This is a genomic window from Pseudomonas sp. MTM4 (genome assembly GCF_019355055.1).
Taxonomy (GTDB): domain Bacteria; phylum Pseudomonadota; class Gammaproteobacteria; order Pseudomonadales; family Pseudomonadaceae; genus Stutzerimonas.
The window spans coordinates 2277255-2302683 of record NZ_CP048411.1; the positions used below are offsets into that span (position 1 = coordinate 2277255).

The 25429-nt window shown below is 59.8% G+C and carries 26 protein-coding genes; 8 read left to right on the forward strand and 18 right to left on the reverse strand.

Annotation, left to right across the window (positions count from 1 at the left end):
• Nucleotides 1-297: 297 nt before the first annotated feature.
• Nucleotides 298-1389: a tRNA (uridine(54)-C5)-methyltransferase TrmA gene (trmA, locus tag GYM54_RS10390; RefSeq protein ID WP_197445941.1), complete on the forward strand. Its 1092-nt coding sequence runs from the start codon at nt 298-300 to the stop codon at nt 1387-1389.
• A 32-nt stretch (nt 1390-1421) separates the two neighbouring features.
• Here the strand turns inward: trmA and GYM54_RS10395 are convergent, their stop codons facing one another.
• A complete protein-coding gene (locus tag GYM54_RS10395; RefSeq protein ID WP_181104941.1) occupies nt 1422-2012 on the reverse strand; it encodes a DUF4345 domain-containing protein in 591 nt (196 codons plus the stop codon).
• 180 nt (nt 2013-2192) lie between these two features.
• On the opposite strand from GYM54_RS10395, the gene GYM54_RS10400 reads away from it, so the two are divergent.
• Together GYM54_RS10400 and GYM54_RS10405 are read left to right on the forward strand one after the other, a co-directional pair.
• Nucleotides 2193-2627: a DUF411 domain-containing protein gene (locus tag GYM54_RS10400; RefSeq protein WP_197445942.1), complete on the forward strand. Its 435-nt coding sequence runs from the start codon at nt 2193-2195 to the stop codon at nt 2625-2627.
• A gap of 91 nt (nt 2628-2718) precedes the next feature.
• Nucleotides 2719-3579, forward strand: a complete 861-nt coding sequence (locus GYM54_RS10405) for a neutral zinc metallopeptidase (RefSeq protein ID WP_197445943.1) — start codon at nt 2719-2721, stop codon at nt 3577-3579.
• Between the two features lie 4 nt (nt 3580-3583).
• Here GYM54_RS10405 and GYM54_RS10410 read toward each other — a convergent pair whose 3' ends face one another.
• Nucleotides 3584-3931, reverse strand: coding sequence for a hypothetical protein (locus tag GYM54_RS10410; protein ID WP_181104947.1), 348 nt, complete (start codon nt 3929-3931; stop codon nt 3584-3586).
• Nucleotides 3932-4038: 107 nt separating this feature from the next.
• On the opposite strand from GYM54_RS10410, the gene GYM54_RS10415 reads away from it, so the two are divergent.
• From GYM54_RS10415 to GYM54_RS10430, 4 genes are all read left to right on the forward strand, one after another.
• Complete coding sequence (locus GYM54_RS10415; RefSeq protein WP_197445944.1) at nt 4039-4608, forward strand: DUF2796 domain-containing protein; 570 nt, start codon at nt 4039-4041, stop codon at nt 4606-4608.
• A gap of 74 nt (nt 4609-4682) precedes the next feature.
• Nucleotides 4683-5390 carry an ABC transporter ATP-binding protein gene (locus GYM54_RS10420; protein ID WP_197445945.1) on the forward strand — a complete coding sequence of 236 codons (708 nt, stop codon included), beginning with the start codon at nt 4683-4685 and terminating at the stop codon, nt 5388-5390.
• Nucleotides 5391-5392: 2 nt separating this feature from the next.
• Complete coding sequence (locus GYM54_RS10425; protein ID WP_197445946.1) at nt 5393-6658, forward strand: ABC transporter permease; 1266 nt, start codon at nt 5393-5395, stop codon at nt 6656-6658.
• A gap of 8 nt (nt 6659-6666) precedes the next feature.
• Nucleotides 6667-7179: a DUF3299 domain-containing protein gene (locus GYM54_RS10430; protein ID WP_131651952.1), complete on the forward strand. Its 513-nt coding sequence runs from the start codon at nt 6667-6669 to the stop codon at nt 7177-7179.
• 171 nt (nt 7180-7350) lie between these two features.
• On the opposite strand, the gene GYM54_RS10435 is transcribed toward GYM54_RS10430, so the two are convergent.
• Genes GYM54_RS10435 through GYM54_RS10460 form a run of 6 tightly spaced genes read right to left on the reverse strand, consistent with a single transcriptional unit; the run spans nt 7351 to nt 12232 of the window.
• The gene (locus tag GYM54_RS10435) at nt 7351-8442 is read right to left on the reverse strand and encodes a tetratricopeptide repeat protein (RefSeq protein ID WP_197445947.1); all 1092 of its coding nucleotides are present in this window, start codon (nt 8440-8442) and stop codon (nt 7351-7353) included.
• Nucleotide 8443: 1 nt separating this feature from the next.
• Nucleotides 8444-9160, reverse strand: a complete 717-nt coding sequence (locus GYM54_RS10440) for an energy transducer TonB (RefSeq protein ID WP_197445948.1) — start codon at nt 9158-9160, stop codon at nt 8444-8446.
• A complete protein-coding gene (locus GYM54_RS10445; protein ID WP_131651917.1) occupies nt 9160-9570 on the reverse strand; it encodes a biopolymer transporter ExbD in 411 nt (136 codons plus the stop codon). Before GYM54_RS10445 ends, GYM54_RS10440 begins: the two co-directional genes overlap by 1 nt.
• Before the next feature lie 10 nt (nt 9571-9580).
• A complete protein-coding gene (locus GYM54_RS10450; protein ID WP_231752250.1) occupies nt 9581-10063 on the reverse strand; it encodes a MotA/TolQ/ExbB proton channel family protein in 483 nt (160 codons plus the stop codon).
• 55 nt (nt 10064-10118) lie between these two features.
• Nucleotides 10119-11465: a MotA/TolQ/ExbB proton channel family protein gene (locus GYM54_RS10455; protein ID WP_197445949.1), complete on the reverse strand. Its 1347-nt coding sequence runs from the start codon at nt 11463-11465 to the stop codon at nt 10119-10121.
• Complete coding sequence (locus GYM54_RS10460; RefSeq protein ID WP_197445950.1) at nt 11462-12232, reverse strand: DUF3450 domain-containing protein; 771 nt, start codon at nt 12230-12232, stop codon at nt 11462-11464. The genes GYM54_RS10455 and GYM54_RS10460 overlap by 4 nt, the downstream gene beginning before the upstream one ends.
• 195 nt (nt 12233-12427) lie before the next feature.
• Here GYM54_RS10460 and GYM54_RS10465 point away from each other — a divergent pair, with 195 nt between their 5' ends.
• Nucleotides 12428-13114 carry an OmpW family protein gene (locus GYM54_RS10465; RefSeq protein ID WP_197445951.1) on the forward strand — a complete coding sequence of 229 codons (687 nt, stop codon included), beginning with the start codon at nt 12428-12430 and terminating at the stop codon, nt 13112-13114.
• Nucleotides 13115-13187: 73 nt separating this feature from the next.
• Here GYM54_RS10465 and GYM54_RS10470 read toward each other — a convergent pair whose 3' ends face one another.
• The 10 genes from GYM54_RS10470 to GYM54_RS10515 form a co-directional block, all read right to left on the reverse strand.
• The gene (locus GYM54_RS10470; RefSeq protein WP_197445952.1) at nt 13188-14117 is read right to left on the reverse strand and encodes an NAD-dependent epimerase/dehydratase family protein; all 930 of its coding nucleotides are present in this window, start codon (nt 14115-14117) and stop codon (nt 13188-13190) included.
• Nucleotides 14110-14994, reverse strand: a complete 885-nt coding sequence (locus GYM54_RS10475; RefSeq protein ID WP_197445953.1) for a sugar nucleotide-binding protein — start codon at nt 14992-14994, stop codon at nt 14110-14112. The genes GYM54_RS10470 and GYM54_RS10475 overlap by 8 nt, the downstream gene beginning before the upstream one ends.
• Nucleotides 14995-15252: 258 nt before the next feature.
• Nucleotides 15253-17574 carry an ATP-dependent RecD-like DNA helicase gene (locus GYM54_RS10480; protein ID WP_024162378.1) on the reverse strand — a complete coding sequence of 774 codons (2322 nt, stop codon included), beginning with the start codon at nt 17572-17574 and terminating at the stop codon, nt 15253-15255.
• Entirely contained in the window at nt 17571-18011 is a 441-nt protein-coding gene (locus GYM54_RS10485; protein WP_003293107.1) for a VPA1267 family protein, read from the reverse strand. Before GYM54_RS10485 ends, GYM54_RS10480 begins: the two co-directional genes overlap by 4 nt.
• A complete protein-coding gene (locus tag GYM54_RS10490) occupies nt 18011-18424 on the reverse strand; it encodes a hypothetical protein (RefSeq protein ID WP_003293109.1) in 414 nt (137 codons plus the stop codon). The genes GYM54_RS10485 and GYM54_RS10490 overlap by 1 nt, the downstream gene beginning before the upstream one ends.
• 3 nt (nt 18425-18427) lie before the next feature.
• Entirely contained in the window at nt 18428-20437 is a 2010-nt protein-coding gene (locus GYM54_RS10495; protein WP_003293111.1) for a hypothetical protein, read from the reverse strand.
• The gene (locus tag GYM54_RS10500) at nt 20430-21965 is read right to left on the reverse strand and encodes a site-specific integrase (RefSeq protein ID WP_374105184.1); all 1536 of its coding nucleotides are present in this window, start codon (nt 21963-21965) and stop codon (nt 20430-20432) included. The genes GYM54_RS10495 and GYM54_RS10500 overlap by 8 nt, the downstream gene beginning before the upstream one ends.
• Nucleotides 21952-23172 carry a site-specific integrase gene (locus GYM54_RS10505; protein WP_003293055.1) on the reverse strand — a complete coding sequence of 407 codons (1221 nt, stop codon included), beginning with the start codon at nt 23170-23172 and terminating at the stop codon, nt 21952-21954. Before GYM54_RS10505 ends, GYM54_RS10500 begins: the two co-directional genes overlap by 14 nt.
• A gap of 143 nt (nt 23173-23315) precedes the next feature.
• Nucleotides 23316-23810: a single-stranded DNA-binding protein gene (locus tag GYM54_RS10510; protein ID WP_197445954.1), complete on the reverse strand. Its 495-nt coding sequence runs from the start codon at nt 23808-23810 to the stop codon at nt 23316-23318.
• A 183-nt stretch (nt 23811-23993) separates the two neighbouring features.
• Nucleotides 23994-25361: an MFS transporter gene (locus GYM54_RS10515; RefSeq protein WP_197445955.1), complete on the reverse strand. Its 1368-nt coding sequence runs from the start codon at nt 25359-25361 to the stop codon at nt 23994-23996.
• Between the last annotated feature and the right edge of the window lie 68 nt (nt 25362-25429).

Here is a 25429-nt window from a genome sequence, read left to right on the forward strand (position 1 = left end):
GCGGTGTTGTCGGTGGGCTGAAGCGGACCGCCGCTCGGTCCGCCCTACGAGGTCATGCACTGTTATCGGTGGGCTAAAGCCCACCCTACAAGGCCATGCACGGTAGCGTGGGCCGGGCGGCGGTCCGCTTCAAGCCCACCTTTTCCGCCCCATCCCGCCCCACCTCACCCACCCGCAGCCCCTGACAATACCGCCCCAGCTCCGTACAATCGGCGCCCCCATCGGTGGGCGCGAGCCCAGCCTTCGTCATCGATCGCCGCGCGGACACGCCGCGGCCACCACGCAACGGCCGCCACCATGACTCATCTTCGCTTCGACCCCGCCACCTACGACACTCAACTCGCCACCAAGGCCGAGCGGCTGCGCGAGCTGCTGACGCCGTTCGACGCGCCGGCGCCGGAAGTCTTCGATTCGCCGCGCGAGCACTACCGGCTGCGCACCGAATTCCGTCTGTGGCGCGAGGCTGGTCAGCGCCACTACGCCATGTTCGAGCCGGGCGATAACCGAACGCCGATCCTGATCGACGACTTTCCTATCGCCAGCCGCCGCATCAACGAGTTGATGCCGCAACTGAAAGCCGCCTGGCAGGCCAGCGAAGCACTGAGTTTCAAGCTGTTCCAGGTGGAATTTCTCACCACCCTGGCGGGCGATGCACTGATCACCCTCGCCTATCATCGTCCGCTGGACGAGGCCTGGCAGACCGCCGCCGAGCAGTTGAGCGAGGAACTGGGCGCGAGCATCGTCGGCCGCTCGCGCGGCAAGCGCATCGTCATCGGCCGTGATTACGTGGAAGAGGAACTGGTGGTGGCTGGCCGCAGCTTCCGCTATCGCCAGCCGGAAGGCGCCTTTACCCAGCCCAACGGCAAGGTCTGCCAGAAGATGCTGAACTGGGCTTTCGAAGCACTGGGCCAGCGCAACGACGACCTGCTGGAGCTCTACTGCGGCAACGGCAACTTCACCCTGCCGCTGGCCACCCACGTGCGTAAAGTGCTGGCCACCGAGATCAGCAAGTCCTCGGTGAATGCCGCACTAAGCAACCTCGACGACAATGGCATCGACAACGTCAGCCTGGTGCGCCTCTCGGCCGAGGAACTGACCCAGGCGCTGAACGAGGTGCGCCCGTTCCGCCGGCTGGCTGACATCGACCTGAAGAGCTATGACTTCGGCAGCGTTTTCGTCGACCCGCCCCGCGCCGGCATGGATCCGGACACCTGCGAACTGACGCGCCGCTTCGAGCGCATCCTCTACATTTCCTGCAATCCCGAGACGCTGGCGCAGAACATCGCCCTGCTACACGACACTCATCGCATCGAACGCTGCGCGCTGTTCGACCAATTCCCCTATACCCACCACATGGAATCGGGCGTGCTGCTGGTGCGCCGCGGCTAACGCCTGAACCGAGCAGCAACGCTGCGGACTGGTTATCTGACGGGCGAATCCGAGGGAGTTTTCAGCGGTGGGCCGTCTGGATCACCCCGCCGAAACGGCTCAAGCCCTGACGCAGGCTCATGGTCGGCTGGCGCCGCTGGTCCGTCACCCAGGCGAAACGGCTTGGGCGGCCCGTCATCGATCGGGGGCCGTTTGGGCCGGGGTTCCACTTCTGGCTCGGCAACAGGCACACCCACCGAGCGTTCACGCATCAGCAGCAACGCGACTGCAGCGAGCAACGCGGCACCTACCCGATAGATCAACGAGGCCAGGTCGAAACCAATCAACTCACCGCCGTCCAGCCACAAGGATCCAAGCCGCCCCGCAACCAGCGCCAGCATGGTGATCACCAGCATCGTCAGCGCCGCCCGGACACGCTCCGGCGCGCGCATGGCCCAGAGCAGAAACAGCGCCAGCCCCAACTGCAACCCACCGTAATAGACGCGCATATGGCTGACCGAGGCGGTCTCCATCAGCAGCATCCCGTTCAGATTGGCCATCTCATAAGGCCACAGCCAATAAGCCAGGCTCAAACCAATCATGACCACGGCCTGAACAATCAGAACGAAACGGGCAAAACGCATCGAAAACTCTCCTGATAGCGGCTGCGCACCACAGTGGTCATCGGACCGAAACGCCCCGCTTTGGTTCGCCCTACAACTAATCAATGCGCCCGAAACTGCGACATTTGCACACAGACCGGTACTTGGGCACCAGGGCGTCTTGGCGGTATGCTGCCGCGAATCCCGCCCGGAGGAATTTCCATGCGCCGTCTTCTGTTCGCTACCGCCCTTTTCGCCAGCCTTGCTCAGGCAGCCGAGCCCATCGCCATCGATGTACACCGCGACGCCAACTGTGGCTGCTGCAAGTCCTGGATCAAGCATCTCGAGGAAAACGGCTTCGAAGTGAACGATCACGTCGAAACCGACATGGCATCGGTCAAAGCCAAGCTTGGCGTGCCGCACCGCCTGGGCTCCTGCCACACCGGCGTGATCGACGGCAAGTTCGTCGAAGGCCATGTACCTGCTAGCGATATTCTCAAGCTTCGCGCTCAGCCGGATCTGATAGGCGCGGCTGTGCCCGGCATGCCCATGGGCTCCCCAGGTATGGAGATGGGCGACCGCAAGGATGCCTACCAGGTCATTGGCCTGAGCAAAGACGGCGACCAGTCGGTACTCACCGACTACCCGGTGCGTTGAACGAAAACAGACGAAGCGCAAGCCGCCGGCTGAATTAGCGGCCAACACGAGAGGTCTATCCACCAGCACTGTCTGGTAGAAGGACTCATGTATGCGTTGGAAGAAAGCACGACGCAGTGACAACGTGGTGGATGCTCGTGGCCGACGTGGCGGCATCGGGGGCGGCCGTCTGAGTCTGGCGGGCGTGGCGGTGGTGGTCGTGATCGGACTGTTGTCCGGCCAGGATCCACTGCAGATTCTTGGCCAGCTGGCCAACCAGGCAGGCCCGGCTCCCACTCAGCAGAGCGACACACCGGCGCGCGGCGACGATCCGCAGGTGGCCTTCGTCCAGGCGATCCTGGGAGATACCGAAGACACCTGGCGCGCTTTGTTTCAGCAAGCCGGCGAGCAGTACCGCGACCCAACGCTGGTGCTCTTTCGCGGCGGCGTCAATTCAGCATGTGGTTTCGCCAGTTCGGCGGTCGGACCCTTCTATTGCCCTGGCGACCGCCAGGTGTACCTCGATCTGCAATTCTTCGACGAGATGGCCTCCCGGTTCTCCGCGGCAGGGGATTTCGCTCAGGCATACGTCATCGCTCACGAAGTGGGTCATCACGTGCAGACGTTGCTAGGCGTGTCTCAGCAGATGCAGGCCGCACGCCAGCGTGGTGCCCACATGGAAGGCGACAACGGTTTGCTGGTTCGCCAGGAGCTGCAGGCCGATTGCTTCGCGGGTGTCTGGGCATACCATGCGCAGCAGCGCCATGACTGGCTCGAAGAAGGCGATCTGGAAGAAGCCCTGAATGCGGCCAATGCCATCGGCGACGACAACCTGCAGAAGCAGAGCCAGGGACGCGTCGTGCCGGATGCCTTCACCCATGGCACCTCGGCGCAGAGGGTGAAGTGGTTCCGTACCGGCTTCGACAGTGGCGAGCCGGGCCGCTGCGACACCTTTCAGGCAAGTCGTCTCTGAGCGATCAATCCCCCTCGCCCACCCAACTGTAGATCGGCGCGTCGGCGCTGCTCTGCACCTTGACCTGCGCATTGTGGCGCAGGCGCACCAACAGGCGCTTCGCCACCTGCGCGCTGCCGCTCAGGGCTTCCAGCTCGGCCAACAGCTGCGGCCCCTCCATTCGCCCCACATCGCGTAACAATTGCTGAGCGCCGAGCCAGTGCGGGTCGATGCCCTCTTCGGTTGATGCCTGCATACTCTGCACGTTGGCGCTCGCCGGCATCTGCCGCGCCAGCTGTGCCCAATCCTGTTCATCCAGTTCCACACTCAGATCCACCGGCAACTCACCGATATGCCCACGTATTCGAATCATCTCTCATCTCCCGAAAAGCCACGGCATGGTCACATGACTATCAATGGGCTGGCCAGTCTCGATACGCCTTTGTTATAACGTAACCACTTTAAAGCCGGGAGCTCGCCATGTATCACCTTTCGCTCGCACTACCCTTCATCCTTTTATCCACCCTCGCCCAGGCACACCCGGCACCCGATCATCAGCAGGACAACCTGGGCGCCCATGTACATGGCGCGGCGGAGCTGGATATCGCATTGGAACGCGCTGAGCTGGACATCGAACTGCGCAGCCCGGCGATGAATCTGGTCGGCTTCGAGCATGCGCCGGGCAGCACGGCGGACGAGCACAAGGTTGCCGACGCGCGCAAGCAGCTCGAACAGCCAGCCGCACTGTTTGGTTTACCTGCATCCGCCGGCTGCGAGTTGAAAACGGTCGAGCTGGAAAGCCCGCTGTTCCACCCAAACGCCGAAACGGCTGAGCACGCGCATGAACATCACGACCATGACAGCCAGCACAGCGACATTCATGCTCGCTACCGCTATAACTGCATGAATCCCGAGGCGCTGCAGGGAATCAATCTGCAGAAGCTGTTTGAAGCCTTTCCGGCTACCGAGCAGATCCAGACACAACTGATCGGTCCAAACGGCCAGCGCGGCGCGCAGCTGACTACCGAACATCCACAGCTGGACTTCTGACCCGACGCGGCCTGCCGCAACCCGATCATGAGTCAGTAAACTCCCGAATCGCCCGTAACGATCCAGAACATTCAATGACCGCTCCACTGCTCGAACTCAACGAACTCGGCTTCGCCTGGCCTGGCCAGACGGAGCTGCTCGACATTCCCCACTTCGAACTGGAGCGAAGCCAGAGTTTGTTTCTCAAAGGACCGTCCGGCAGCGGCAAAACCACACTGCTCGGCCTGATCGGCGGCGTGCAGAAAGCCCAGCGCGGAACGGTTCGCCTGCTCGGTTCGGATCTCGCCACGCTATCTTCCGGTGCACGGGATCGCTATCGGGTCGATCACACCGGCTATATCTTTCAGCAATTCAATCTGCTGCCATTTCTTTCTGTCGCTGAGAACGTCAGCCTGCCTTGCCGCTTTTCGACCCTCCGAGCCGAGCGTGCCCGTCAGCGTCACGGTAGCGTTGCGCAGGCGACCGCCAGCCTGTTAGCGCATCTTGGGCTATCCGAAGCGCTGTTCGAACGACGCGCCGAAGCGCTGTCCATCGGACAGCAGCAACGTGTCGCCGCGGCGCGGGCATTGATCGGCCAACCGGAGCTGGTCATTGCCGACGAACCCACTTCGGCGTTGGATGCGGACAGCCGCGAAGCCTTTCTCCAGCTGTTGTTCGCCGAATGCCGCGAAGCCGGTTCGAGCCTGTTGTTCGTCAGCCACGACCAGAGCCTGGCGCCGCTTTTCGACCGCAGCCTGTCGCTGAGCGACCTCAACCGCGCCAGCCGCGCCGCGGAGGTTTGATCGTGTACCTGTTGCGTCTGGCCCTGGCGAGCCTGATCAATCGCCGCTTCACCGCCCTGCTCACGGTATTCGCCATCGCCCTGTCGGTGTGCCTGTTGCTCGCTGTCGAGCGCGTGCGCACCGAAGCCCGCGCCAGCTTTGCCAGCACCATCAGCGGCACCGACCTGATCGTCGGCGCCCGCTCCGGCTCGGTGAATCTGTTGCTGTACTCGGTGTTTCGTATCGGCAACGCGACCAACAACATTCGCTGGGACAGCTTCGAGCATTTCGCCGAGCATCCGCGGGTGGACTGGGCGGTTCCCATCTCGCTGGGTGACTCCCACCGTGGCTATCGTGTGCTAGGCACCAGCGCTGACTATTTCGAACATTACCGCTACGGCCGCAAGCAAGCCCTGCAACTTGCCGAAGGCCGGCCCTTTGCCGACGACCCCTTCGAAGTGGTCCTTGGCGCCGAGGTCGCTCGGGCATTGAACTACACGCTGGACGAACAGCTGGTGCTGGCACACGGAGTCGCGACGGTCAGCCTGATCAAGCACGACGACAAACCGTTCCGTGTGGTGGGCATCCTGCAACGCACCGGGACACCGGTCGATCGCACCTTGCACATCAACCTCGCTGGGATGGAAGCGCTGCATATCGACTGGCAGAACGGCATGCCGGCGCGGGGCGCTGCGCGTATCGATGCCGAACAGGCGCGCCAGCTCGCGTTGCAACCGCAACAGATCACCGCATTTCTGCTCGGCCTGAACAGCAGGATCGCGACCTTCACCCTGCAGCGCGAGATCAACCAGTATCGCGGCGAACCGCTGCTGGCGATCCTGCCCGGCGTCGCCCTGCAGGAACTCTGGAGCCTGATGGGCACGGCGGAAAAGGCATTGTTCGTGGTTTCGCTGTTTGTCGTGCTGACCGGACTCATCGGAATGCTGACGGCGATCTTGACCAGCCTCAACGAGCGACGCCGGGAGATGGCGATCCTGCGTTCGGTGGGCGCTCGGCCCTGGCATATCGGCGGCCTGCTGGTGGCCGAGGCTTTCAGCCTGGCGCTGGCCGGTGTGCTGCTCGGGCTGTTGTTGCTATATGTAGCCATCGCCGTGGCCCAGACGCCGCTGCAGGCCGAGTACGGCCTTTACCTGCCGCTGGCTTGGCCCAGCGCTTATGAATGGTCGCTGCTTGCCGCGATACTGCTGGCCGGGCTGCTGATGGGCAGCGTGCCCGCCTGGCGTGCTTATCGGCAGTCGCTGGCCGATGGCCTGTCGATACGACTATGAGGATGACCGTGCCAAATCTGTTGCTTGCTGCCCTGCTGATCCTTGCGGCCAATCTCGCAATCGCCGATGTGCGCGAGTTGCAGTGGTCGGACCTGATTCCCGCCGACGCCCCGCCACCCCCGCCTCCCGTCGCGATGCACGATATGTCGCAACTGGCCGATGCGCTGGCTGCCGAAACCGGCCCAGCCGCCACGCAACAATCTCCCGCCGCACCAGTGGTCGAAGCACTGGACGGCATCCAGGCGAAGTTGCCGGGCTACATCGTGCCGCTGGACATGAGTGAGGACGGTCGCGTTACCGAGTTTCTGCTGGTGCCTTATTTCGGTGCGTGCATTCACGTTCCACCACCACCCTCGAACCAAATCGTGCATGCCACCAGCGAGTTGGGTGTGAAGGTCGATCAGCTCTATCAGCCCTTCTGGATCGAAGGTCCGCTTCGCGTCGAGCACGCCAGCAGCGAATTGGCCGAAGCCGGGTATCGAATGTCGGCAGAGAAGATCTATTTCTACGAGCTGGAATAAGGAGGCAGCGCTGTCCGCTTCCCGGGGACGCGGCGCGCCGGGTACGAAGCTCGAGCTTTGAGGGTGCGTTCCACGCACCGAGCGGATCAAAGAGCGAAATGGTCCAGAGGGGGCGTCCATATACATCAACGTCGGTGCGCGGAGCGCACCCTACGATGACTCGCTTACGTTTCAGTTGACGCGGGCGATCTGACGCTCGCGCTCGAAACTCAGCTCACCTTCGGCCCATTCACGCCAAGCGCGTACCTGGCGCCGCTCTGCTCCGGCCCGCTCGGCTTGCTTCAGAGCGTCGAGCCCGGCCTGCCAGCGGGCCTGCTCAAGCTCCAGCTGAGCCACATTCATCCAAAACTTGGCGCTCGCCGTCTGCGCGGCCAGCTGACGATAGATCGTCGCGGCAGCAGCCCGCTCGCGCGCCTGCCACCAGAGCATGCCCAAGCGCTCGTGACGGCTGGCATTGCTCGCCAGCAAACGCGACTCAAGCATCCCTTCAAGCAGCTTGGCACCCTGCCAGGGCTGATCCGCAGCGCTGGCCAGCAGCACCAGATTATCCAGCTCCGATTCACTGAAACGCAGGCCCTTGGCATGCGCGGCACGCAGCGTGGCAAGCGCCTTGTCCTCATCACCCGCCATCTGCTGCAGCCCGGCCAGTTGACGCCAGATCTTGGCCTCATTCGGATGGCGCGACAGCAACTTGCGCTGCCAACGCTCCGCTGTCTCATAACGCTTCAGCTCGGCGTTGCCCGCAACCAGGAACTGCAGCCAGGTATCCGCCGCGTTGGGGTTGGCCTGCACGTAGCGCTCGGCCAGCGGCAATGCCTTGCTGTGCTGGCCAAGGCCCTGATAGGCCTGCACTAGCATTTGCAGTACTTCCTCGCTTGCCTCGGCCGGCGAACCCAGCAGGCTGATCACCTTGGCATAACGTCGCTCGATCAGATTGAGTTTCGCCAGATTGAGCCGTTCGTTGGGCAGCATCGCCTCGTCCAGTTTGCCGCTCGTGATCGCCTTGTCGAGCAACTCCAGCGCCTGACGGTTGTTGCCTTCGGCCCAGGCCAGATACGCCCGGCTACGCCACAACAGCGCCTCTTCGACACTGCCGACTTTGGCCTCGGCTTGCGTAAGCGCGTTTCGCGCGGCGTTGTAATCGCCTTTTTCCTGCGCGGTCTGCGCGCGCTCAAGCGCCTTGAACACCAACGGGTCGATGGTCTGGGCCGCCTGCGTCGAGACAGCGAACAACAATGAGATCAACAGCAGCAAACGAGGCATGTCAGCGTTCTCCTTGCAGGCGGAAGTGCAGAGTTTTTACCGCTTCACGCGATACCGCCGCGCCGTTTTCGGTACGCGGCGCGAAACGCCAGCGCGCGGCGGCACGGCGAGCTTCACGATCGAACACATTGCGTGGCGAGGCTTCCAGAACACGGATGTTCTCGACTTTGCCAGCTGGCGTGATGGTAAAGGCCAGCTTGATATGACCTTCGATGCCACGCTGGCGAGCGCGATACGGATACTCGGGACGGACATCATTCAGCGGCATGACTTCCTGCTCTGGGCCGCCGGACTGCGCCGCCGCATCTGCGACCGCGGCCGCCGTGGGCGCAGGAGCCGGCGTTGCGGCCGGTGCCGCCGCGGTCAGACCGCTCAGGCTCGGCGCTGGCGCGCTGGCGACGGATAGCCCGCTGTCGATGTTCGGCAGCTGCAGGTCGAGTTTCGGCAGGTTGGCGCTTGGGCTGGCCATGCTCGGCGTGGGTGGCGTTGGCGGTTGTGGTGTCTTCGGTTGCGGCGGCTCTGGAGCCTGCTGTCGCGAACGAGTCGAGGCGCTTTCGTTGCGGCTGTCCATGCGCACGAAATTGGCGATCGCCACAGGATCGTCTGCCACCTCACTGCGCGGCGGGGTGACCATGCTCAACATCAAGGCGAACAACAGCAACGCCACCACGCAAGCAGCGACGAACGACAACGCGATCCGGCCCAGTCCGCGGACCATCACTGCACTCCCGAACTGGCAGCGAGCGCCACGTCCCGGACCCCGGCCAGACGCGCCTGATCCATGACCTGAACCACGAGCCCGGTCCGCGCATCCTGATCGGCCTGCACCACCACGGCGCCCTCGGGCTGGTCTACGCGCATGCGCTCGACGTGCGCACGCACGCTGCGTACATCCACCGCCTGCTTATCTATCCAGACCTGACCTTCAGCCGTTACCGCAATCAGGATGTTGCCCTTGTCCTGCGCGCTGGCGGTATCGGCCTGCGGGCGTTGAACCTCGACACCGGACTCCTTGATGAAGGAGCTGGTGACGATGAAGAAGATCAGCATGATGAAGACCACGTCGAGCATCGGCGTCAGGTCGATGCCGGTGTCTTCTTCCTGCTGGTGGTGACGACGCATACGCATCCGTTAATCCTCAATCGTGACGCAGCTGGTCGGCCAGCCGGTCGAGAGCCAGTCGCGCGATTCGCTCGAGGCGCGCCAAGCTGAACAGTCCAGTGATGGCCAGCACCATGCCGGCCATTGTCGGCAGGGTCGCCTGCCAGACGCCCGCGGCCATGCCACGAGGGTTCCCGGTGCCGTTGAGCGCCAGCACGTCGAATACCGCGATCATGCCGCTGACGGTGCCAAGCAGGCCGAGCAGCGGACACATCGCCACCAGGGTCTTGCTCATCCGCAAAGGGCCGGAGAGCTGCTGCTGGGCCTGGGCCAGCCAGGTACTGCGCACCGCGCGCTGCCAGCTGCCGGGCTCATCGCCCAGCCGCGCCCAAGCCTGGCGACGTGTCTCGGCCCAGCGCGGAAAGACCCGCCGCATGAACCACAGGCGTTCGAACACCAGCGTCCAATAGAGCACGCACAATCCGGCCAGCGCCCACATCACCACGCCACCCGCAGCCATGAAGTCGAGCAGCGCGTGTCCGCTGTCGACCAGACGCAGCCAGCTACCGTGCAGATCATTCACGGCGCGGTGTTCCCGACAGATGCAGCGCGATCAGGCCGGCGCTTTGTTGTTCCAACAACTGAATCAGCGCCTTGCTGCGGCTGGCCAGCAAGCTATGCAGAAACAACAGCGGAATCGCCACAACCAGCCCCAGCACCGTAGTGACCAGCGCCTGAGAAATGCCGTCGGCCATCAGCCGAGAATCACCGCCACCGCTTTGGGTGATAGCTTGGAAGGTCACGATCATGCCGGTCACGGTACCCAGCAACCCGAGCAGCGGCGCGACGGCGGCCAGCAGTTTGAGTAGCGGCTGCCCACGCTCCAGCGGCGGCGTTTCCTGAAGAATCGCTTCGTCGAGTTTCAGTTCGAGGGTTTCCAGATCGGACAATTGCGGCTTAGGTCCGAGCACTCCAATGATGCGGCCCAGCGGGTTGTCATCGCGCGGCTTGTTCAGCTCATTCATCTGCCGACCCACAGCGCGCCCGACACCAGTCAGGTAGACCATGCGCCAGATCGCCAACAGCAGGCCGATGGCGCCGAGCACCAAGATGACCCAGCCGACTAGACCGCCCTGCTGAACCCGATCCCATAATTGCGGCTGGCGCTGCAGCTGTGCCAGCAACGAGCCGCGGGTTGGATCGATCGGCAGGGTCGCCAGCGCGTCGCCGTTGCTCAGGTACTCATCGACCAGGCCCAACCCGGCAGGTTGCCGCGCCGGAGCCAGAAGCTCACCGGCATCACTGTCGTAACGCAGGAAGGCATCATCAGTGAATACGGAGAAAGCACCGACCCGTAGCACCGATTCAACGCTGCGCTGACCGTCGGCGCCCACGACCGGTAGCTCAACCCGCTCGACTCGCCCACTGGCGGCAAGGTCCTCGAGCAAGGTCATCCAAAAGCCATCCAGATCCTCTGCGGACGGAAGCGCACGGCTTTCGGCCAGCGCCTTCAGCCGCGTCAGTCGATCTGGATACTGGGCATTGAGCAGGCTGTCCTGCCACTGGCCAGCGATATCACCTGCGCTCTGGCGAACCACACCGAACAGCTCGCCTAGATGCCCAACCCGCTGTGCCAGTAGTGTTTCCTGCTCAGCCAGTTCGGCCTCCTGACGATCGAACTCGGCTTTCAAACGCTCGGCTTCGGCCTTCTGCTTTTCAAGCGCGGCGTTGGCTCGTGCCAGCAGTTGCGCTTGCTCACTGCGATTCTGGATAAACGCCTGCTCACGCGCCTGCATGGCCTCGACTTCCGCGGCGCGCTCGCTGCGAATGCGTTGCAGCAGCTGATCTGGAGTCAGCGGTTCGGCTGCCTGAGCCAGCGCCGGCAGCAAGCCGATCAGCAAAAAAGTCAATAAACGGTTCATTGCGCCGCCTCCTTGGCCAGGGTCTTCACCGGCAGTTCGAGCCAGCTGGGCGCTTGCTGCTGACGCGCAATGGCAATCGCCTTGGTGATTGGCCGGCGGGCGCTTGCATCAAGCGTCTCCCACGCACCGGTTTGGGGATTCCACCAACCGCTCTCATGCGCATCGAGTGTCTGGTAATAGAGCATCGTCCGTCCTAGACGCAGAAATTCAACGCTACGGCTGCCGCCCTCGACCGGCAGCTCGCCGCGCCAGGCTTCCAGCGTTCTGCCGTAATCGCTTTCGATCTGATAAGCCTCGAGGATTCGACGGTATTTCTCGGCCAGACTGATATCCGCGCGCGCCTGCATGTCCTGCAAGCTGGCCAGGCGGTCGGCGCGCTCGTCGGGAAGGAACGGCAGATCCGCCGCGATGAACTCCTCGAGCACCTCGATCATCTGCCCCATCTGAGGCGCAACGGCCTCCTGGGTGCGCTCGATACTGTCCAGCTGACGCTGAAAACCTTCGAGTTCCTTACGTTGCCCCGCGGTGAGCTCGGTCAGCTGCTTGTTATAGGCTTCCAGCGCCTCCGCCTGCTGCACAGCGTTGCGATAGTCGTTGAGCATCTGCCGAGTGGCATCGTCGAGCTGCTCGATGCGTGCTTGAGATGCCTTGGCCTCCGCTGCCAGACGCTGACTTTCGTCCAGTGCGGCATCCAGCGGAGCTGCGTGAAGCTGAACGCAGCATGGCAACACGGCGACCGCCAAGAGGCGGGGGATAAGGGCTTGCATTAATGGATCCTTGCAGACGAAGGTCAAACTCGAAAGAGAAACATTATCATCTAGGTGAACAAAGGAAGGCAACCCAGGGCAATACGTCGCAGCCCAGGCAAAGCGAAGCGTTTCGTTGAGCTGGATCAAATTCGACAGCGCACCGGGCCCTACCATGGCTCCAACGCAACAGATCACGTCTCGATGGAGCTCATTATGCGCAAGACCCTGTTTACCGCTTCCGTGCTGGCCATGGCCCTCGCCGCCCCCCTCGCCCAGGCCCATCAGGCGGGTGATCTGATTCTGCGCGCCGGTGCCATTACGGTTGATCCGCATGAGGATAGCGGCGATATCTATGTAGGCGCGCTTTCGACCAGCGTTCCAGGAACAAAGGCTACCCTCGATAGCGACACCCAGCTGGGCCTGAACTTCGCCTATATGTTGACCGACAAGATCGGCATTGAATTGCTCGCTGCAAGCCCCTTCACCCACGACGTGGGGGTTTCCGGCATGCCTGGCGGGTTTGCAGGCCTGAACGGAAAGTTGGGCGAACTCAAGCACCTACCGCCGACCCTCAGCCTCGTTTACTACCCGCTCGACAGCAAGTCCGCATTCCAGCCCTACGTCGGTGCGGGGATCAACTACACATGGTTCTTTGACGACAAGCTCACCAGCGAAGCTGAGGGCAAGGGCTTCAACGGGCTGGACATGAAGGATTCATGGGGCTTAGCGGCCCAAGTGGGCATGGATTACATGCTGACCGAGAACGTGATGATCAACGCTCAGGTACGCTATATCGATATCGACACTACCGGCACAACGAGCTATGGCGGAGCCAAAGTTAAGGTCGATGTAGATGTCGACCCGATGGTCTACATGGTCGGCCTCGGCTACAAATTCTGACGAAACCAGAACCACCGGATCGTTGAGCAAAGCAAAGGCGCCCTAGGGCGCCTTTTTCCATTTCGCAGCTTTACTAGCGACCCAGCAATTTCGCCAGCCCCATCCGCATATCGGTAGCTGGCTCTGGCAACCGAAAGCGCTGCAACAGACGTGCATTGTTCGCTTGCGAGTGGCGGATATCGCCACTTCGCGCCGCCTGGTAACTGACCGACGGTAGCCCGCCCAGCACATCGCTAATGGACGCCAGCAACTCGTTCAGCGAAGTGGCGCGATTGAGCCCGACATTGATCGCTCCCGCTTTCACCTCATCGCATTCCAGCGCCTGCACCAGCACCTCGACCAGATCGCCGACGTAAAGGAAATCGCGGGTCTGTTCGCCGTCGCCGAACACCGCGATCGGCAGGCCTTTCTGCGCACGCTCAGTGAAAATGCTGATCACCCCGGAGTACGGCGATGAAGGGTCCTGACGAGGGCCAAAGATATTGAAGAACCGGAAGATGACCGGCTCCAGCCCATGCTGGCGGCGGTAGAAATCCAGGTAATGCTCGCTGGCAAGCTTGTCCGCCGCATAAGGTGTCAGCGGCGCCTTCGGGGTATCTTCATCAATGGGCTGCCCTTCGCCATTGTTGCCGTAGACGGCAGCGCTCGACGCAAAGACGACTCGGCGAATACCTTCGTCGCGCATGGCCTCGCACAGGTTCAACGTGCCGACCAGGTTGCTCTGGTGCGTACCCACCGGGTCATCGACCGATGCTTGCACCGATGCCACGGCAGCCAGATGCACCACGGCTCGCACGCCACGGACAGCCCGCCGCATGACCTGCGCGTCGGCGACGTCGCCCTCGATCAACTCCACGCGCACACCGTCCGGCAGGTTGCTGCGTTTGCCCGTGGACAAGTTGTCCAGCACCCGCACCGCATAGCCGCGAGCAACCAATGCATCGACGAGGTTCGAGCCGATGAAACCGGCGCCCCCGGTAACCAGAATCGGTGATTCAACCATGTCGGTAGTAACGCTCCAGGAGGCTCGGCAATCCGGTACGCCAGGCGCGCGGCTTGATTCCGAAAGTATTGAAGATTTTCTTGCAGGCCAGCACACCATGCTGCGGCTCGTCCTGAGCGTCTGGACAGCTTGCGTGCGCAACCGGGGTAAGGCTATCGATTTTCAACTGACGATGGTGGGCCGCCTCGGCAAGCAGCGCCTGACCGACCACCAATGGCGTCGACGCCTCGTGCCCACCATAGTGATAGGTGCCCCACAGCGGCGCCCGACAGTCCAGCTGCTTCAGCACGGCGAGGATGACACGCGCCGCATCGTCGACAGGCGTCGGATTGCCACGGCGGTCATCAGCAAGAGACAGCTCATCGTCCTGTTCGAGACGCTGCAGAAACCGCCCCAGCAAACCGTCCGAACTATCGTCCAGCAACCAACCGAACCGCAGCAGAACGTGTCGCGGGCAGAGCGCGCGAACGCTCTGCTCGATACGCCAGAGCGCACGGCTGCGCGCATCCAGTGGCGCCACTTCGTCCTTCTCGCTGTAAGCGGTGGTGCGAGCGCCATCAAACACGCGGTAGCTGGAGGGCTGCATCAGTACGAACTCGTGATGCTGGCAAAGCTCTGCCAACCGCTCTACCGCTCGCTCCTGATGGGCAAGCACGGCTTCATCGACATGGCCGATCTGAAACCAGTCAAAATAATAGGCGAGGTTGATCACGACATCCGGGCGATTGTCATCGAGCAATTTGGTCAGGCTGGGCGCGTCCCAACCCTGGTCGGGCGGGCGCGGTGCGAGGAAGCTTATATCTTCCTCGGCGCCGAGGCGGATAAGCGCCTGACCCAGGGCATTGCCGCCGCCCAACAGCATCAGGCGCATTCGCATTGAGTGGACTCTAGAACGGTTATAAACACCGGAAACCCAAATGGGTGACCGAGTGAGTGAGTGGGAGGGCGTATTCTTTGGCACCTAGCATGCTGCGCCCCATTGAACCATGGACACTTTCGTAAAAATTTCTGTAAATTTTTGCCATATAGTTACAGTTTAGCACCCATAAACTTTACAAAATACCCTGGGTGACTTTGCGTTCGAGCACCACACAGAGAGATGATTAATTCCGACGAGCGGTAAGGACGCGAGCCACTACCCTGGCTTGCTGCGACTTTCGATCTCCGTCTTTGACTGCGCAGCAGGCCTGGAGAGCTCAGCTTCTAGCAGGGCTTGCAAACCAACCTGCCGTAAGAAGGCCTTGGGAGGTAGCTCAATAGCCTCTTCTACCGCTTCGAAATCCCCCACGAAGATGACCTGCACTTGGGCGCGAGTAGCTGCTGTGTAAACAAAGGTTCTGTCCAGAATACGCGACTTCCGGACGGGAATGATCACGCGCCTAAACTGAGAGCCCTGAGCTTTGTGGACGGTGATGGAATAGGCGAGTTCCAGCGAGTCGACATCGGTATCTAAGATGTAGTGTTGCACGCCCTCAAAGGTGGCTCTGCCCAGCGCAGAGACGATGCGAGGGTTCTCATCACTCCCGATGTTCACTTCTCGTGGGCTATCAAAGACCACGTTGAGCTGCCCAAGCGAGCCGTTCTGGAGGTTCCGCGCCCAATCGTTGGCCGTGAACATCACCAGATCGCCAGCACATAGGCCTGTCGCCTCGATCTCACCTGTTTCTGGATTCTCAGCGAGCAGTGGCTGGCTGTGATCCGCGTATTTGCCGTGGCAGACCCGATTGATCGCATCCACGCCAGCAAAGCCGCAAGACTTGGTAGCCGAGAGAATCTGGGTGTTCCCCGCGTCTTGCTCGTACAGCCTGATTACTGTCGAAAGTATCTCTGCGTCAGGGCATGGCAGGAACACCACATCATCGTGCTCGTCGGCACTGAACGAAGGACGCAACCCTTCCCGGATGCGTCGCGCCGCAACAGGAATTGAGGATTCCTTAGCTTGGCGCTTTACCTCAACCAACTCAGTCGTCGGCACTCCAGCAAGCCTGCACAGCACGTGTAGGATCAGCCCGGCTCCGATTGGGGGCAATTGGTATGGATCACCCACGAGAATCACCTGGCAATCGGGCGGCAGCTTCTGAACCAACCGGAAAAAGGTGACCAGATCAAGCATTGATGCCTCGTCGATGACAATGATTGGCGCTGGCCCCATGTCCTTCTCGGTCACCCTCTTCAAGAACCCGGCAATGGTCGTCGCTTCCTCGCCAGTAGCCTCGATCATCCGTGCAGTAGCCCGGCCAGAAAGCGCCATCTGGAAGCGTGGGAGGCCAGTCGTATCCAAGGCCCTATACAGGGCCTTAAGCACGGTTGTCTTGCCGACGCCAGCACCACCGGTGATCACGCTGAAGCGCGTCGAAAACGACGTATTCACGGCGTCGCGCTGAGCTTGGTTCAGACCGAACGACGGTAGCCCCAGGAACGCCCTCTCCCCTTCCTCAAACTGCGCGATGACTTCACTGACATCCACAGGGAACAGCTGGGGTTGAAGTGATGGGGTGACTATCAAATCCCGGATGAACTCGGCGCAACGACGCTCCATGAGCCAGGATCCCGGAGCGAAGAGCATTGGGCCCAACAGCGCCAGATCCTGAAACACAAACTGCCCAGCTGCGCCCCCATCCATTAGGGCTTTGGCTAGCGCTTCACTAGGCGCAGCATGAGGCTTGATCAACTGGCGGACAGTGGAATGGAGGTCTGCCAATGAGCTACAGGTGTGTCCCTTCTCAGAAGCCCGGTACAGGGCTTCTTCCAGCGCCGCAGTGATCCTGCGAGGATCATCCAGGGTCAGGCCAAAGCTATCCCTGGCGACGCTATCCACCACAGCCCAATCGCCTGCAAAGCTGAGAAGGCGATACGGGTCTGCGAGCAAGGCAGCGATGGTGTTCTTTTTGTGGAAGCGAATAGCCTTCCTGGCGAGCACCAGGGGGATTTTCTTGTCCTGAACGAAGCGGAGTGTCTTGGCGTCACCGTCCTCACTCCAGCGCGAGAACATCCCTTCCCGCACTTCCTCGGTGGGGATGATCATCGAGATAGCGCAGTGATCGGCCTCATCCAGTGCGTTGTACAGCCGCTCTCCGAGGGCATCCCAAAGCCGCGTGGCCTTAACCTCCCCCACGCCCTTGACGTTATCGCCTATCCACTGGATGAGCTGGGATCCACTAGGGCGGACAAGCCGGATATCTTGAGCATCAACCGTCATCTCGTTGATCGCGAAGGCGCCATGCTTCCTCAGGACAGTACTGGCCTCGCCGTATACATCGAATATTCCACCTACAGAGATATCAGAACGCCTGGCGATGGCATCCGCAACCTTGATGACCACAGGGCTGGAGCGGTCATTAATGCCCTTCTGGATGTCCATACGGTGACCGTATGCAATGCACCCCTTGCGATTAACAGAGCGAATGCTGGTGACTCGCACGCTGATATTGATCAAGTTGGGGACAACGGCGTTCACCGGGGCATCCTGCCGGTTTCTTCTAAGAACTCGGTCATAAGCGTGTAGCGAGTGAGCATCTGCTTTGCAGCCTGGAGCTCGGCACGCAGGGCTGCATTTTCTTGCTCCAATGAGTTCAGGCGCTGGCCGTCTTGCCGCCGCTGCTTGGCATCGCCGTCACGCAGTGGAGGCTCGACCTTCTGTCCAGCAGGCAGAGAGGCCACGAGAGGGGCTAGAACCCCGGCAGCTCGCAGCTCGTTCTCCAGCGCCTCTAGCGCCTGGCGAATTGCGGGGTTCTGCGTCAGCGCGCTCTTGCCGAACCCGCACTCAGCAGCGATCTCAGAACGCTTCAGCTTGCCGCGATGCACGTACTCAAGGAAGTCGCCATCAGACTTGGAGGTCGACCAGGCGAGGAACGCGGCCAGGTTTTCTTCGGCGATCTGCTGTCCGTTGGCCATTAGGACTTCTTCTCCGATGAGTTACGGTCAACAAACGGCAGCGGAGCGTCCAGCTTCTCTTGCGAGACGTTGTGCTTGTGGGCGTTGTACTGCCAACGCATGAATTGCTCCAACAGCCGGGCGTTCTCACGCTCCAGCCTGTAGTTCTCAGCCTCCAGCCGGCGAATCCTTTGTTCGGCAATACTGAGGCTTGGTGGACGCTTCGTTGAAACGAACCCTGATTTCAAGCGGGCCTTCTGGTGGGTGAAAGCGCTCTTGATTCGCTCGTGTGAGTTCAGTGTCTGACGGGTGGGCCGAGACCCAATCAGCGGCTCAACAGCATCGCAAAGAGCCTCCCACCCCAGCTTCCCTTCCCAGCCATCGATCAGCTTCACAATCAGATCAAGATCTTTCGCGCTCAGATGTTTGGCCATTGATTAAACCCCCAGCAGAGCACGAAGCTCGTCCATGCCTGGCTCGGCCTCCTTAGGTGCTGGCAGGCTTGGGGCGGCTGAGCGAGCAGCAATAGCGCGCTTAAGCGGACTGAACTCTTGATCACTGTTCAGGCGGATGATCGTCCCATCAAGGGTCTCTTTCGATTCCAGGATTGCGATGAGCTGATCAACCCTTTCAAGTGTTTTGATCTGGTGTGCGCTCCACCGATCAGCCCCGTAGATTCCGTCCTCATTTGCACTCTGGGCCTTAACAAGCTGATCCCAAATTGCATCACGATGCGCCTTCAAACGCTCCAGCTTAACGGCCTCGCCCTTCACACAAGCATGCTCGGTGCAGTTCAAGCAGTCCCGGTGCTTCTGGCAGGGAAGCATTGAGTAGTCATGCACACAGAAACCGAAGATGGTGACGTGGGCTACGCCATCGCCAACCGCTTCGAGATCAGCCAGTGTTACTGGTAAGTTCTGCCTAACCTTTCCCAGAGCAGTGCCGATCCCAGCGTCCCTAGCCATCTCGACGTGCTCTTCGTCGCTCATGTGGTTGTAGGTAGCGTTCTGGTGAATGTTTTTGCGGCCCGACCACTTGGCAATGGCCAACTGCCCCATGTCGCCTCGATTAGCGATGGTGTTCAGGAAGTGCCTGATCTGGTGCGAAGCCATCGAGATGGGGGTTCCGTCGACGTTCTTGTAGCCGTAGCGCTCCCAGATGCTGCGCTCTTGGCCGTCGATGTAGTTGATGTCCGTGGTGAACGTACTTTTCCCAGGGGCCCAAACAATAACGCGGCTCGTGGATAGATCGTCTCGTAACTCGTTCCGCCTATAGCAGCAAAGCGCTTCGCTATACTTGATGTGGCGCTCTTTATTCAGCCATGGCCAGCCTTTCGGTAACCTGCTGTGAACAAACTCATTCAGAAATGCCAAAGTGACGAAGCCGTTTTTGGCGTAGAACTCCTTGAACGGCGCATAAGACTTCAGCATTTGCTTCAAAGCACTCTGAGGGGAATTCCCCGGCAAAAGCCCCAGAGCAGCCAATGCCTGGACGGGCGTTAATGGGTGATGCTCGCCGACATTGGGACAGTCCTCATGTCGATAAAATTTATCAGGATGAGCCTCTAGCCACTGAGCCAGTTTCCGGCCTGGCGCCGACAATTCAGTGAGACGTCGAACAGCTTCTTCGACGACCTCAATCATGACGGTCGGAATCCACTTGATATCGGACTCATAGCCTTTACCGGCATAGAATCGGAGTCCGACTCGTTCCATCCCGGTCTTAGGATCACGCTCCCGGTGGAGGCAGTTCAACGGTAGCTCTTGAACCTCGGTAATTCGCGACGGCGCGCTGGCACACAAGGCGAAAATCGACGTTGTGAAGCGATCCCTTGGCGCTTGTAGGTCGTTAAAGAACATCTCCGCCATGGCCTCTAGAGCGCCTTCTGGGGGCATCTTTTCTTCGCGCTTCTGCTTTGCAATCGCGTCCGTGCGATGAATTTCCTGCGGCTTTCTGATGGGGTTCTTCCAAACAAGCGGGGCTGCAATGATCCCGCTCTCGTTAAGGAACTCAACCAGCTTCACCAGATTGATGCTCGCCTGATAGCTGGAGGATCCATACGCCGCAGCGACCCTGCCGGCCTCATCCAGCACACTCAGATCTGTCAGCGTGATGTCTGCACATCCCTTGACCGTTAAGAGCGCCTCCTCAATACAGCGGATAGCCTTGAACTCGTTCTTCAGCTTGTTGGGGTTATGCCCCTGTTGATAGCGCACATATGCCTTAGCGAAGGACATGATGTCGGCGCTCAACAGCTGAGCTTCTGTGTAGCCGCGAGAAGGCGCTCCTTTCTTAGTGAAGTTACCGACACCAGGCCAGGCGTGGCTGTGCCAATTGAGATCCTCACCGAAGACTGTGAGCTGATCTCGGCACCTGAGCACGAACTCGTTGAGGTTCTCGCGGCAGGTTAGCTGGGTTTTGGGGACGAATAGGAAGACGTTAGACATGCACAGGCTCGCTCTTCATCGCGTTACAGCGAGTGACAACATCACTAACCGCTAGAATGAGCCGATCGTTCACAGAAGCGACCTTTGGGTCACCTGTTGCCTGAAGAACGCTGTCTCGCTCGCTGATCAGCTGATCCAGCACGAGTTCATGAGGGCCTTCCAGCCACGGCTGGAAGTGGGCGCATGTGTAGCAGGCGACAGGAGCCAGTGCACCACAGAAGCCAAAGCTTCCACAGCTGCCGACATTGCCACCCGAACTGTATATCCGGCTGGTGGGATCCCCTCCTCTATGAGCAGCAGCCTCATTGACCACAAGCACCCCTCTGAACGCCTGGGCGAGAGGTGCAAGCTGCAAGGCCACAGCCTTGTCGATTTGCTCGACGAATTCAGGGATGTTTCTAACGTACACGCTCGCGTTTTGAGTATCTGAGTGATCTAGCGCCTCGGCGATGACGTATTCCCCTTTGCCCTCTCTGGCGAGGTTAGTTCCGAGGGTGTATCGGAAGCGAGTAGGGTTCATGTGAGTAATAGCGCCTGTCCGCTCGCTAATTACAGCCACCTGAGACTTAACGGTATTCATTGCGTATGTGATCGCTGAAGTCGGCGCATGTAAGAAATCACCTGAGAGCAACTCCTCTAGGCTTTTCGATGCATCGTACTTCTCTATAGCAGGGAAAAGCGGCAGTTCCCGTACAAGCTCCAGTGAAACCCCACCAGAAACTCGCTCATTGAATAGCGCCTTTACGCGCTCCGCCTGGGTCTGAAGGAGAAGCCAAAGATCCTCTACGATAGGGAATTTTTTGAACGCAGTTCGCCACTTCCCATAGCGCTGTTTACCGCGCGGGAAATTTATATAGTACTTATCCCCAACAGACAAAAGATCCTTATTCTTAAGGGAAGTGATCTGGATCGACCTTCTGCCTGTCATTGCCAAAATCATTGCGTAGCAAGTGTCTCGCAGATCTAACTGGCCGTTCGAATAGCACTCCAGCACCCCAGAGACTATTCCATCCATCTCTATGTCGGTAAGCGGCCCGCTCTCTGGGCACATGGATTGGACAGCAAAACCCTTTTCGTTCCCCTTGATCCGCCACTTTTCCATCATGGGTAGCGTTTCAGATGGAATACCTTTGTACCCAGTAGAAACCCATGTGCGGATGAAGGCGCGAACACCACTGAGCTTCCACTCTTCACCGAGCAGCTTTGCTCGATATGAAATGATCGACTCTGGACTGAAGACTGCTTGACCTGCGGAGAATCTCAAGTACTCCTTAAGCCTAGCGTGCAAGTTTATAGCGTGCTTTGAAGAGCAGGTTTGAGCATAAACACTCAAAACGTGCCTAAAGCTAAGAACCATATCATCGCTCAAAAATTCGCAAAGCCAATCAAGATTGAAGGCTACATCCTTGCTCAGCCGCCAGTAATCAGATGCAACAACAACCGCATAACCGTCTCTAGACAAAAACTCTGTGCGTTCATATTGCGCGGGTAATCTAGCAGCATAACCATGCATGTTATTTGTTTTCATCAGACAACTTCCTTAGGCGCTTATTCTGCAACTCTATTACGGCCTTACCAGCCTCTTCCCTGATGTGGCGCCTGTTATACGTACTCGCGGTGCCAGATGTTTCACTCCACCCCATCAAATAGGAGCGCAGTTTTTCTTCGCGCTCAGGCGTTATTCCCTTCTCAGTAACTAGTCGTGAAAACACGTAGTTCCAGTGATGGCGAAGGGCGTGCGAGTGAAAGCCTTCTAGATTTGAGGCTATCTCCGTTAAGCCGAAAATGAATTTACCGAAGCCTGAGTTGGATATTGGCCACCCTTGGTTTGGGCCTGCTTTATGAGTAACAAATAGGAACCCGTGCTTTCGAGCGCCTGGCACCTTATTACGGTACTTAGTGATATAGTCGCTGATCCGCTCCATCACCTCCGGCGTCAACGGGAGGGTTCGCTCCCTGGTTTTCGCCAATGGTTGGTACTGCCTAGGGTCTCCAGCGGAGTCCGGTCGCCGCACCACTCGAACAACCTCGGTCTTGAAGTCGAAATCATCGATCTTGAGATTGAGTAGCTCGCCTCGGCGCATCCCCGTTAAACGAAGGATGGTGAACATGAGTGCGTTACGAACCTGGATACCGGAATCGGCTATCGGGTTGGCTTCGCCGCCTGGCCTGATGACATCTTCAAGAGCGTCCAGGAGGCCGTCGTCTAGGTGAGTGTCAGAGCTGTCCTTCTCGGTAAGCTCATTTATCCGAGGCCGATTTGCTTTGATCATTGCCACCATGGCGCTGATGTCTTTGGCACTGGTTGCCGTCACCGGATATAGCCGCCCTGCGATGAACCCCACGTAATCGGCAATCACAGACATTCGATTGAACTGGCTTTCGGTGGAGACCAGCCGCTGGCGACGCTTGATTGAAGTGACCTTGCCCTCATTGGGCTTCGTGTCAGCCAAGCGCTTCTGCGAGAAATCACGAAGAGAGTGGATCTCATGCTCGAAGAGCAGCTCGCTTCGCTTAAAGCGCGACTCCAGGTCAACGCAGTAGTAGTCATCCCATGCGTACAGCAGCTTGATGGCTGTGAGGGCATGACTGATGGTATTGATGGCGCGGTTTCCCCCACGCAGAACCGCTGTCACAAAGAGCGCAGGGTAGTAGAGAGGCATGCCCGCGTCATCAACGAGAATCAGAAACCTCTCGCCTGACTCGGTTTGAAACCTCCTCACTGATAGCCGCATGAATACCTCGAATTCCTTACGTAAATTCAAGGTATGAGCCTAGCCAAAAATCGTCAACTGATTTTTTACGCCCTAAAAACGAGAAAACCCCCGCTAAGCGGGGGTTCTCGACGGAAACTTTACAAAAAAGTCTCAGGGGTTCGCTAGAACGGGATATCGTCGTCGAAGCTGTCGTAGTCCGGTGCTGGCTGCTGAGCCGGCTGCGGCTGGGACTGTGGCCGCGATTGCTGCTGCGGTTGCGACTCACGTTGCGGACGTGGTTGGGACTGACGAGGGGTATCGTCGGAGCTGCCACCGCGGCCACCAAGAAGCTGCATGGTGCCGCCCATGTCCACCACAATCTCGGTGGTGTAACGCTTGACGCCGTCCTTTTCCCATTCACGGGTTTGCAGACGACCTTCGATGTAGCATTGCGAGCCCTTGCGCAGATACTCGCCGGCAATCTCGGCAACCTTGCCGAACAGCACGACACGGTGCCACTCGGTGCGCTCCTGCTGCTGACCGGTCTGCTTATCCTTCCAGCTGTCAGTGGTGGCCAGCGTAATGTTGGTCACCGCATTGCCATTGGGCATGTAGCGGGTTTCCGGGTCGCCGCCGACATTGCCGATCAAGATGACTTTATTCACCCCTCTGGCCATGGGTAACTCCTTTGCTCAAACATGAATTAGGTTGGCTCACTGGAGAGAATCCCTGCAAACAGGAAAAAGCCAATGACCGCGAATCTTACCTCACCGCCCCATGCCGGCCAACCGGCGCGACTTCACGATATGGGAATGTGGACAGCTCGATGGTGGCCGATGCTCACAATGCAGCCAGGCTAATCAGGCGAGCAGACGATCAAGCGCCGCCCGATCCAACGCCCGCATGTCGACCTTGACATAGGCAGCCGCTTCCTCGGCAATCACCACTGCATCCGACACGCCCGGAACCGCCAGCATTTGCTTAGCAAGAATAGGATTAAGCGCGGCGTCAGCCGACAATGGCAGGCGCAGGCCGGTAACGTACGGTGGCTCGCGCATGCTCCAGGCAACCATCAACCACAGCACGCAAAGCCCTGCACAACCAGCGAAAACCAACCCTAGGCCACCCTGCTGGTAGAACCAGCCACCGAGAATGCCGCCAATGCCGGCACCAAGAAACTGACTGGTGGAGTAAACCCCCATCGCCGTGCCCTTGCCACCAGCTGGCGCAACCTTGCTGATCAACGAGGGCAGTGATGCTTCCAGCAGGTTGAACGCGATGAAGAACACGATCATGCCGCCGACCAGCGACCAGAGACGATCACCGAACCACCAGAAGAACACCTCGGCCAACAGCAGCACGCTAACGGCTCCCAGCACGACGCGCTTCATCTGGCGCTTCTTCTCGCCATAGATGATGAAAGGAACCATACCGAAGAAACCGACTACCAACGCTGTGAGATAGACCCACCAATGCTCATCCTTTGGCAATGCCGCTTCACTGACCAATGCCAGAGGCAGCGCAACGAAACTTGCCATGAGGATGGCGTGCAGAACGAAAATACTGAAATCCAGGCGCAACAAATCGGGATGACGCAGCGTGGCACCGAGCGCCTGCTTGGCGACACCTGATTCACGATGGCGCAAATGCTGGTGAGCGCGCGGCAATATGGCGACAACCAGCGCGCCCATCAACGCCATGCCGGCAGTCGTCCAAAACAATCCGGACAGACCGAAAGCACGGGTCAGCAGAGGGCCGACGACCATTGCCACTGCGAACGAAATGCCGATGCTCATGCCAATCATCGCCATCGCCTTGGTACGATGCTGCTCGCGTGTGAGATCCGACAACAGCGCCATCACTGCTGCCGAGATCGCCCCGGCACCCTGCAGGACGCGGCCGGCAATTACGCCCCAGATAGAATCGGCCGTCGCCGCCAGCACTGCCCCGGCAGCGAAGATCAGCAAGCCGAAATAAATCACCGGCAGGCGGCCGATCCGATCAGAGAGCATGCCGAACGGAATTTGCAGCACCGCCTGGGTCAAACCATAAGCACCGATAGCGAGACCAATCAGTGCCGGCGTAGCACCTTGCAGATCCATGCCATAGGTTGCCAGCACTGGCAGCACCATGAACATGCCGAGCATGCGAAACGCGAAAACCAGGGCCAGCCCGGATGCTGCGCGGGTTTCGCTGGCGCTCATGCGCTCGCTGTAGGGATCCTGCATGTGGGGTCTCGCCTGAATGAACCGGCGGCGATTCTAGCAGCCATCCCCTGCTTGGCACAGGCGCACGC

What these genes read in the sequence shown, in the direction of transcription:
- trmA (WP_197445941.1), top strand. Translation starts at nt 298, where the DNA reads ATGACTCATCTTCGCTTCGACCCCGCCACCTACGACACTCAACTCGCC.
- GYM54_RS10395 (WP_181104941.1), bottom strand. Translation starts at nt 2,012, where the DNA reads ATGCGTTTTGCCCGTTTCGTTCTGATTGTTCAGGCCGTGGTCATGATT.
- GYM54_RS10400 (WP_197445942.1), top strand. Translation starts at nt 2,193, where the DNA reads ATGCGCCGTCTTCTGTTCGCTACCGCCCTTTTCGCCAGCCTTGCTCAG.
- GYM54_RS10405 (WP_197445943.1), top strand. Translation starts at nt 2,719, where the DNA reads ATGCGTTGGAAGAAAGCACGACGCAGTGACAACGTGGTGGATGCTCGT.
- GYM54_RS10410 (WP_181104947.1), bottom strand. Translation starts at nt 3,931, where the DNA reads ATGATTCGAATACGTGGGCATATCGGTGAGTTGCCGGTGGATCTGAGT.
- GYM54_RS10415 (WP_197445944.1), top strand. Translation starts at nt 4,039, where the DNA reads ATGTATCACCTTTCGCTCGCACTACCCTTCATCCTTTTATCCACCCTC.
- GYM54_RS10420 (WP_197445945.1), top strand. Translation starts at nt 4,683, where the DNA reads ATGACCGCTCCACTGCTCGAACTCAACGAACTCGGCTTCGCCTGGCCT.
- GYM54_RS10435 (WP_197445947.1), bottom strand. Translation starts at nt 8,442, where the DNA reads ATGCCTCGTTTGCTGCTGTTGATCTCATTGTTGTTCGCTGTCTCGACG.
- GYM54_RS10440 (WP_197445948.1), bottom strand. Translation starts at nt 9,160, where the DNA reads ATGGTCCGCGGACTGGGCCGGATCGCGTTGTCGTTCGTCGCTGCTTGC.
- GYM54_RS10445 (WP_131651917.1), bottom strand. Translation starts at nt 9,570, where the DNA reads ATGCGTATGCGTCGTCACCACCAGCAGGAAGAAGACACCGGCATCGAC.
- GYM54_RS10450 (WP_231752250.1), bottom strand. Translation starts at nt 10,063, where the DNA reads ATGGCTGCGGGTGGCGTGGTGATGTGGGCGCTGGCCGGATTGTGCGTG.
- GYM54_RS10455 (WP_197445949.1), bottom strand. Translation starts at nt 11,465, where the DNA reads ATGAACCGTTTATTGACTTTTTTGCTGATCGGCTTGCTGCCGGCGCTG.
- GYM54_RS10460 (WP_197445950.1), bottom strand. Translation starts at nt 12,232, where the DNA reads ATGCAAGCCCTTATCCCCCGCCTCTTGGCGGTCGCCGTGTTGCCATGC.
- GYM54_RS10465 (WP_197445951.1), top strand. Translation starts at nt 12,428, where the DNA reads ATGCGCAAGACCCTGTTTACCGCTTCCGTGCTGGCCATGGCCCTCGCC.
- GYM54_RS10470 (WP_197445952.1), bottom strand. Translation starts at nt 14,117, where the DNA reads ATGGTTGAATCACCGATTCTGGTTACCGGGGGCGCCGGTTTCATCGGC.
- GYM54_RS10475 (WP_197445953.1), bottom strand. Translation starts at nt 14,994, where the DNA reads ATGCGAATGCGCCTGATGCTGTTGGGCGGCGGCAATGCCCTGGGTCAG.
- GYM54_RS10485 (WP_003293107.1), bottom strand. Translation starts at nt 18,011, where the DNA reads ATGGCCAACGGACAGCAGATCGCCGAAGAAAACCTGGCCGCGTTCCTC.
- GYM54_RS10490 (WP_003293109.1), bottom strand. Translation starts at nt 18,424, where the DNA reads ATGGCCAAACATCTGAGCGCGAAAGATCTTGATCTGATTGTGAAGCTG.
- GYM54_RS10495 (WP_003293111.1), bottom strand. Translation starts at nt 20,437, where the DNA reads ATGTCTAACGTCTTCCTATTCGTCCCCAAAACCCAGCTAACCTGCCGC.
- GYM54_RS10500 (WP_374105184.1), bottom strand. Translation starts at nt 21,965, where the DNA reads ATGAAAACAAATAACATGCATGGTTATGCTGCTAGATTACCCGCGCAA.
- GYM54_RS10505 (WP_003293055.1), bottom strand. Translation starts at nt 23,172, where the DNA reads ATGCGGCTATCAGTGAGGAGGTTTCAAACCGAGTCAGGCGAGAGGTTT.
- GYM54_RS10510 (WP_197445954.1), bottom strand. Translation starts at nt 23,810, where the DNA reads ATGGCCAGAGGGGTGAATAAAGTCATCTTGATCGGCAATGTCGGCGGC.
- GYM54_RS10515 (WP_197445955.1), bottom strand. Translation starts at nt 25,361, where the DNA reads ATGCAGGATCCCTACAGCGAGCGCATGAGCGCCAGCGAAACCCGCGCA.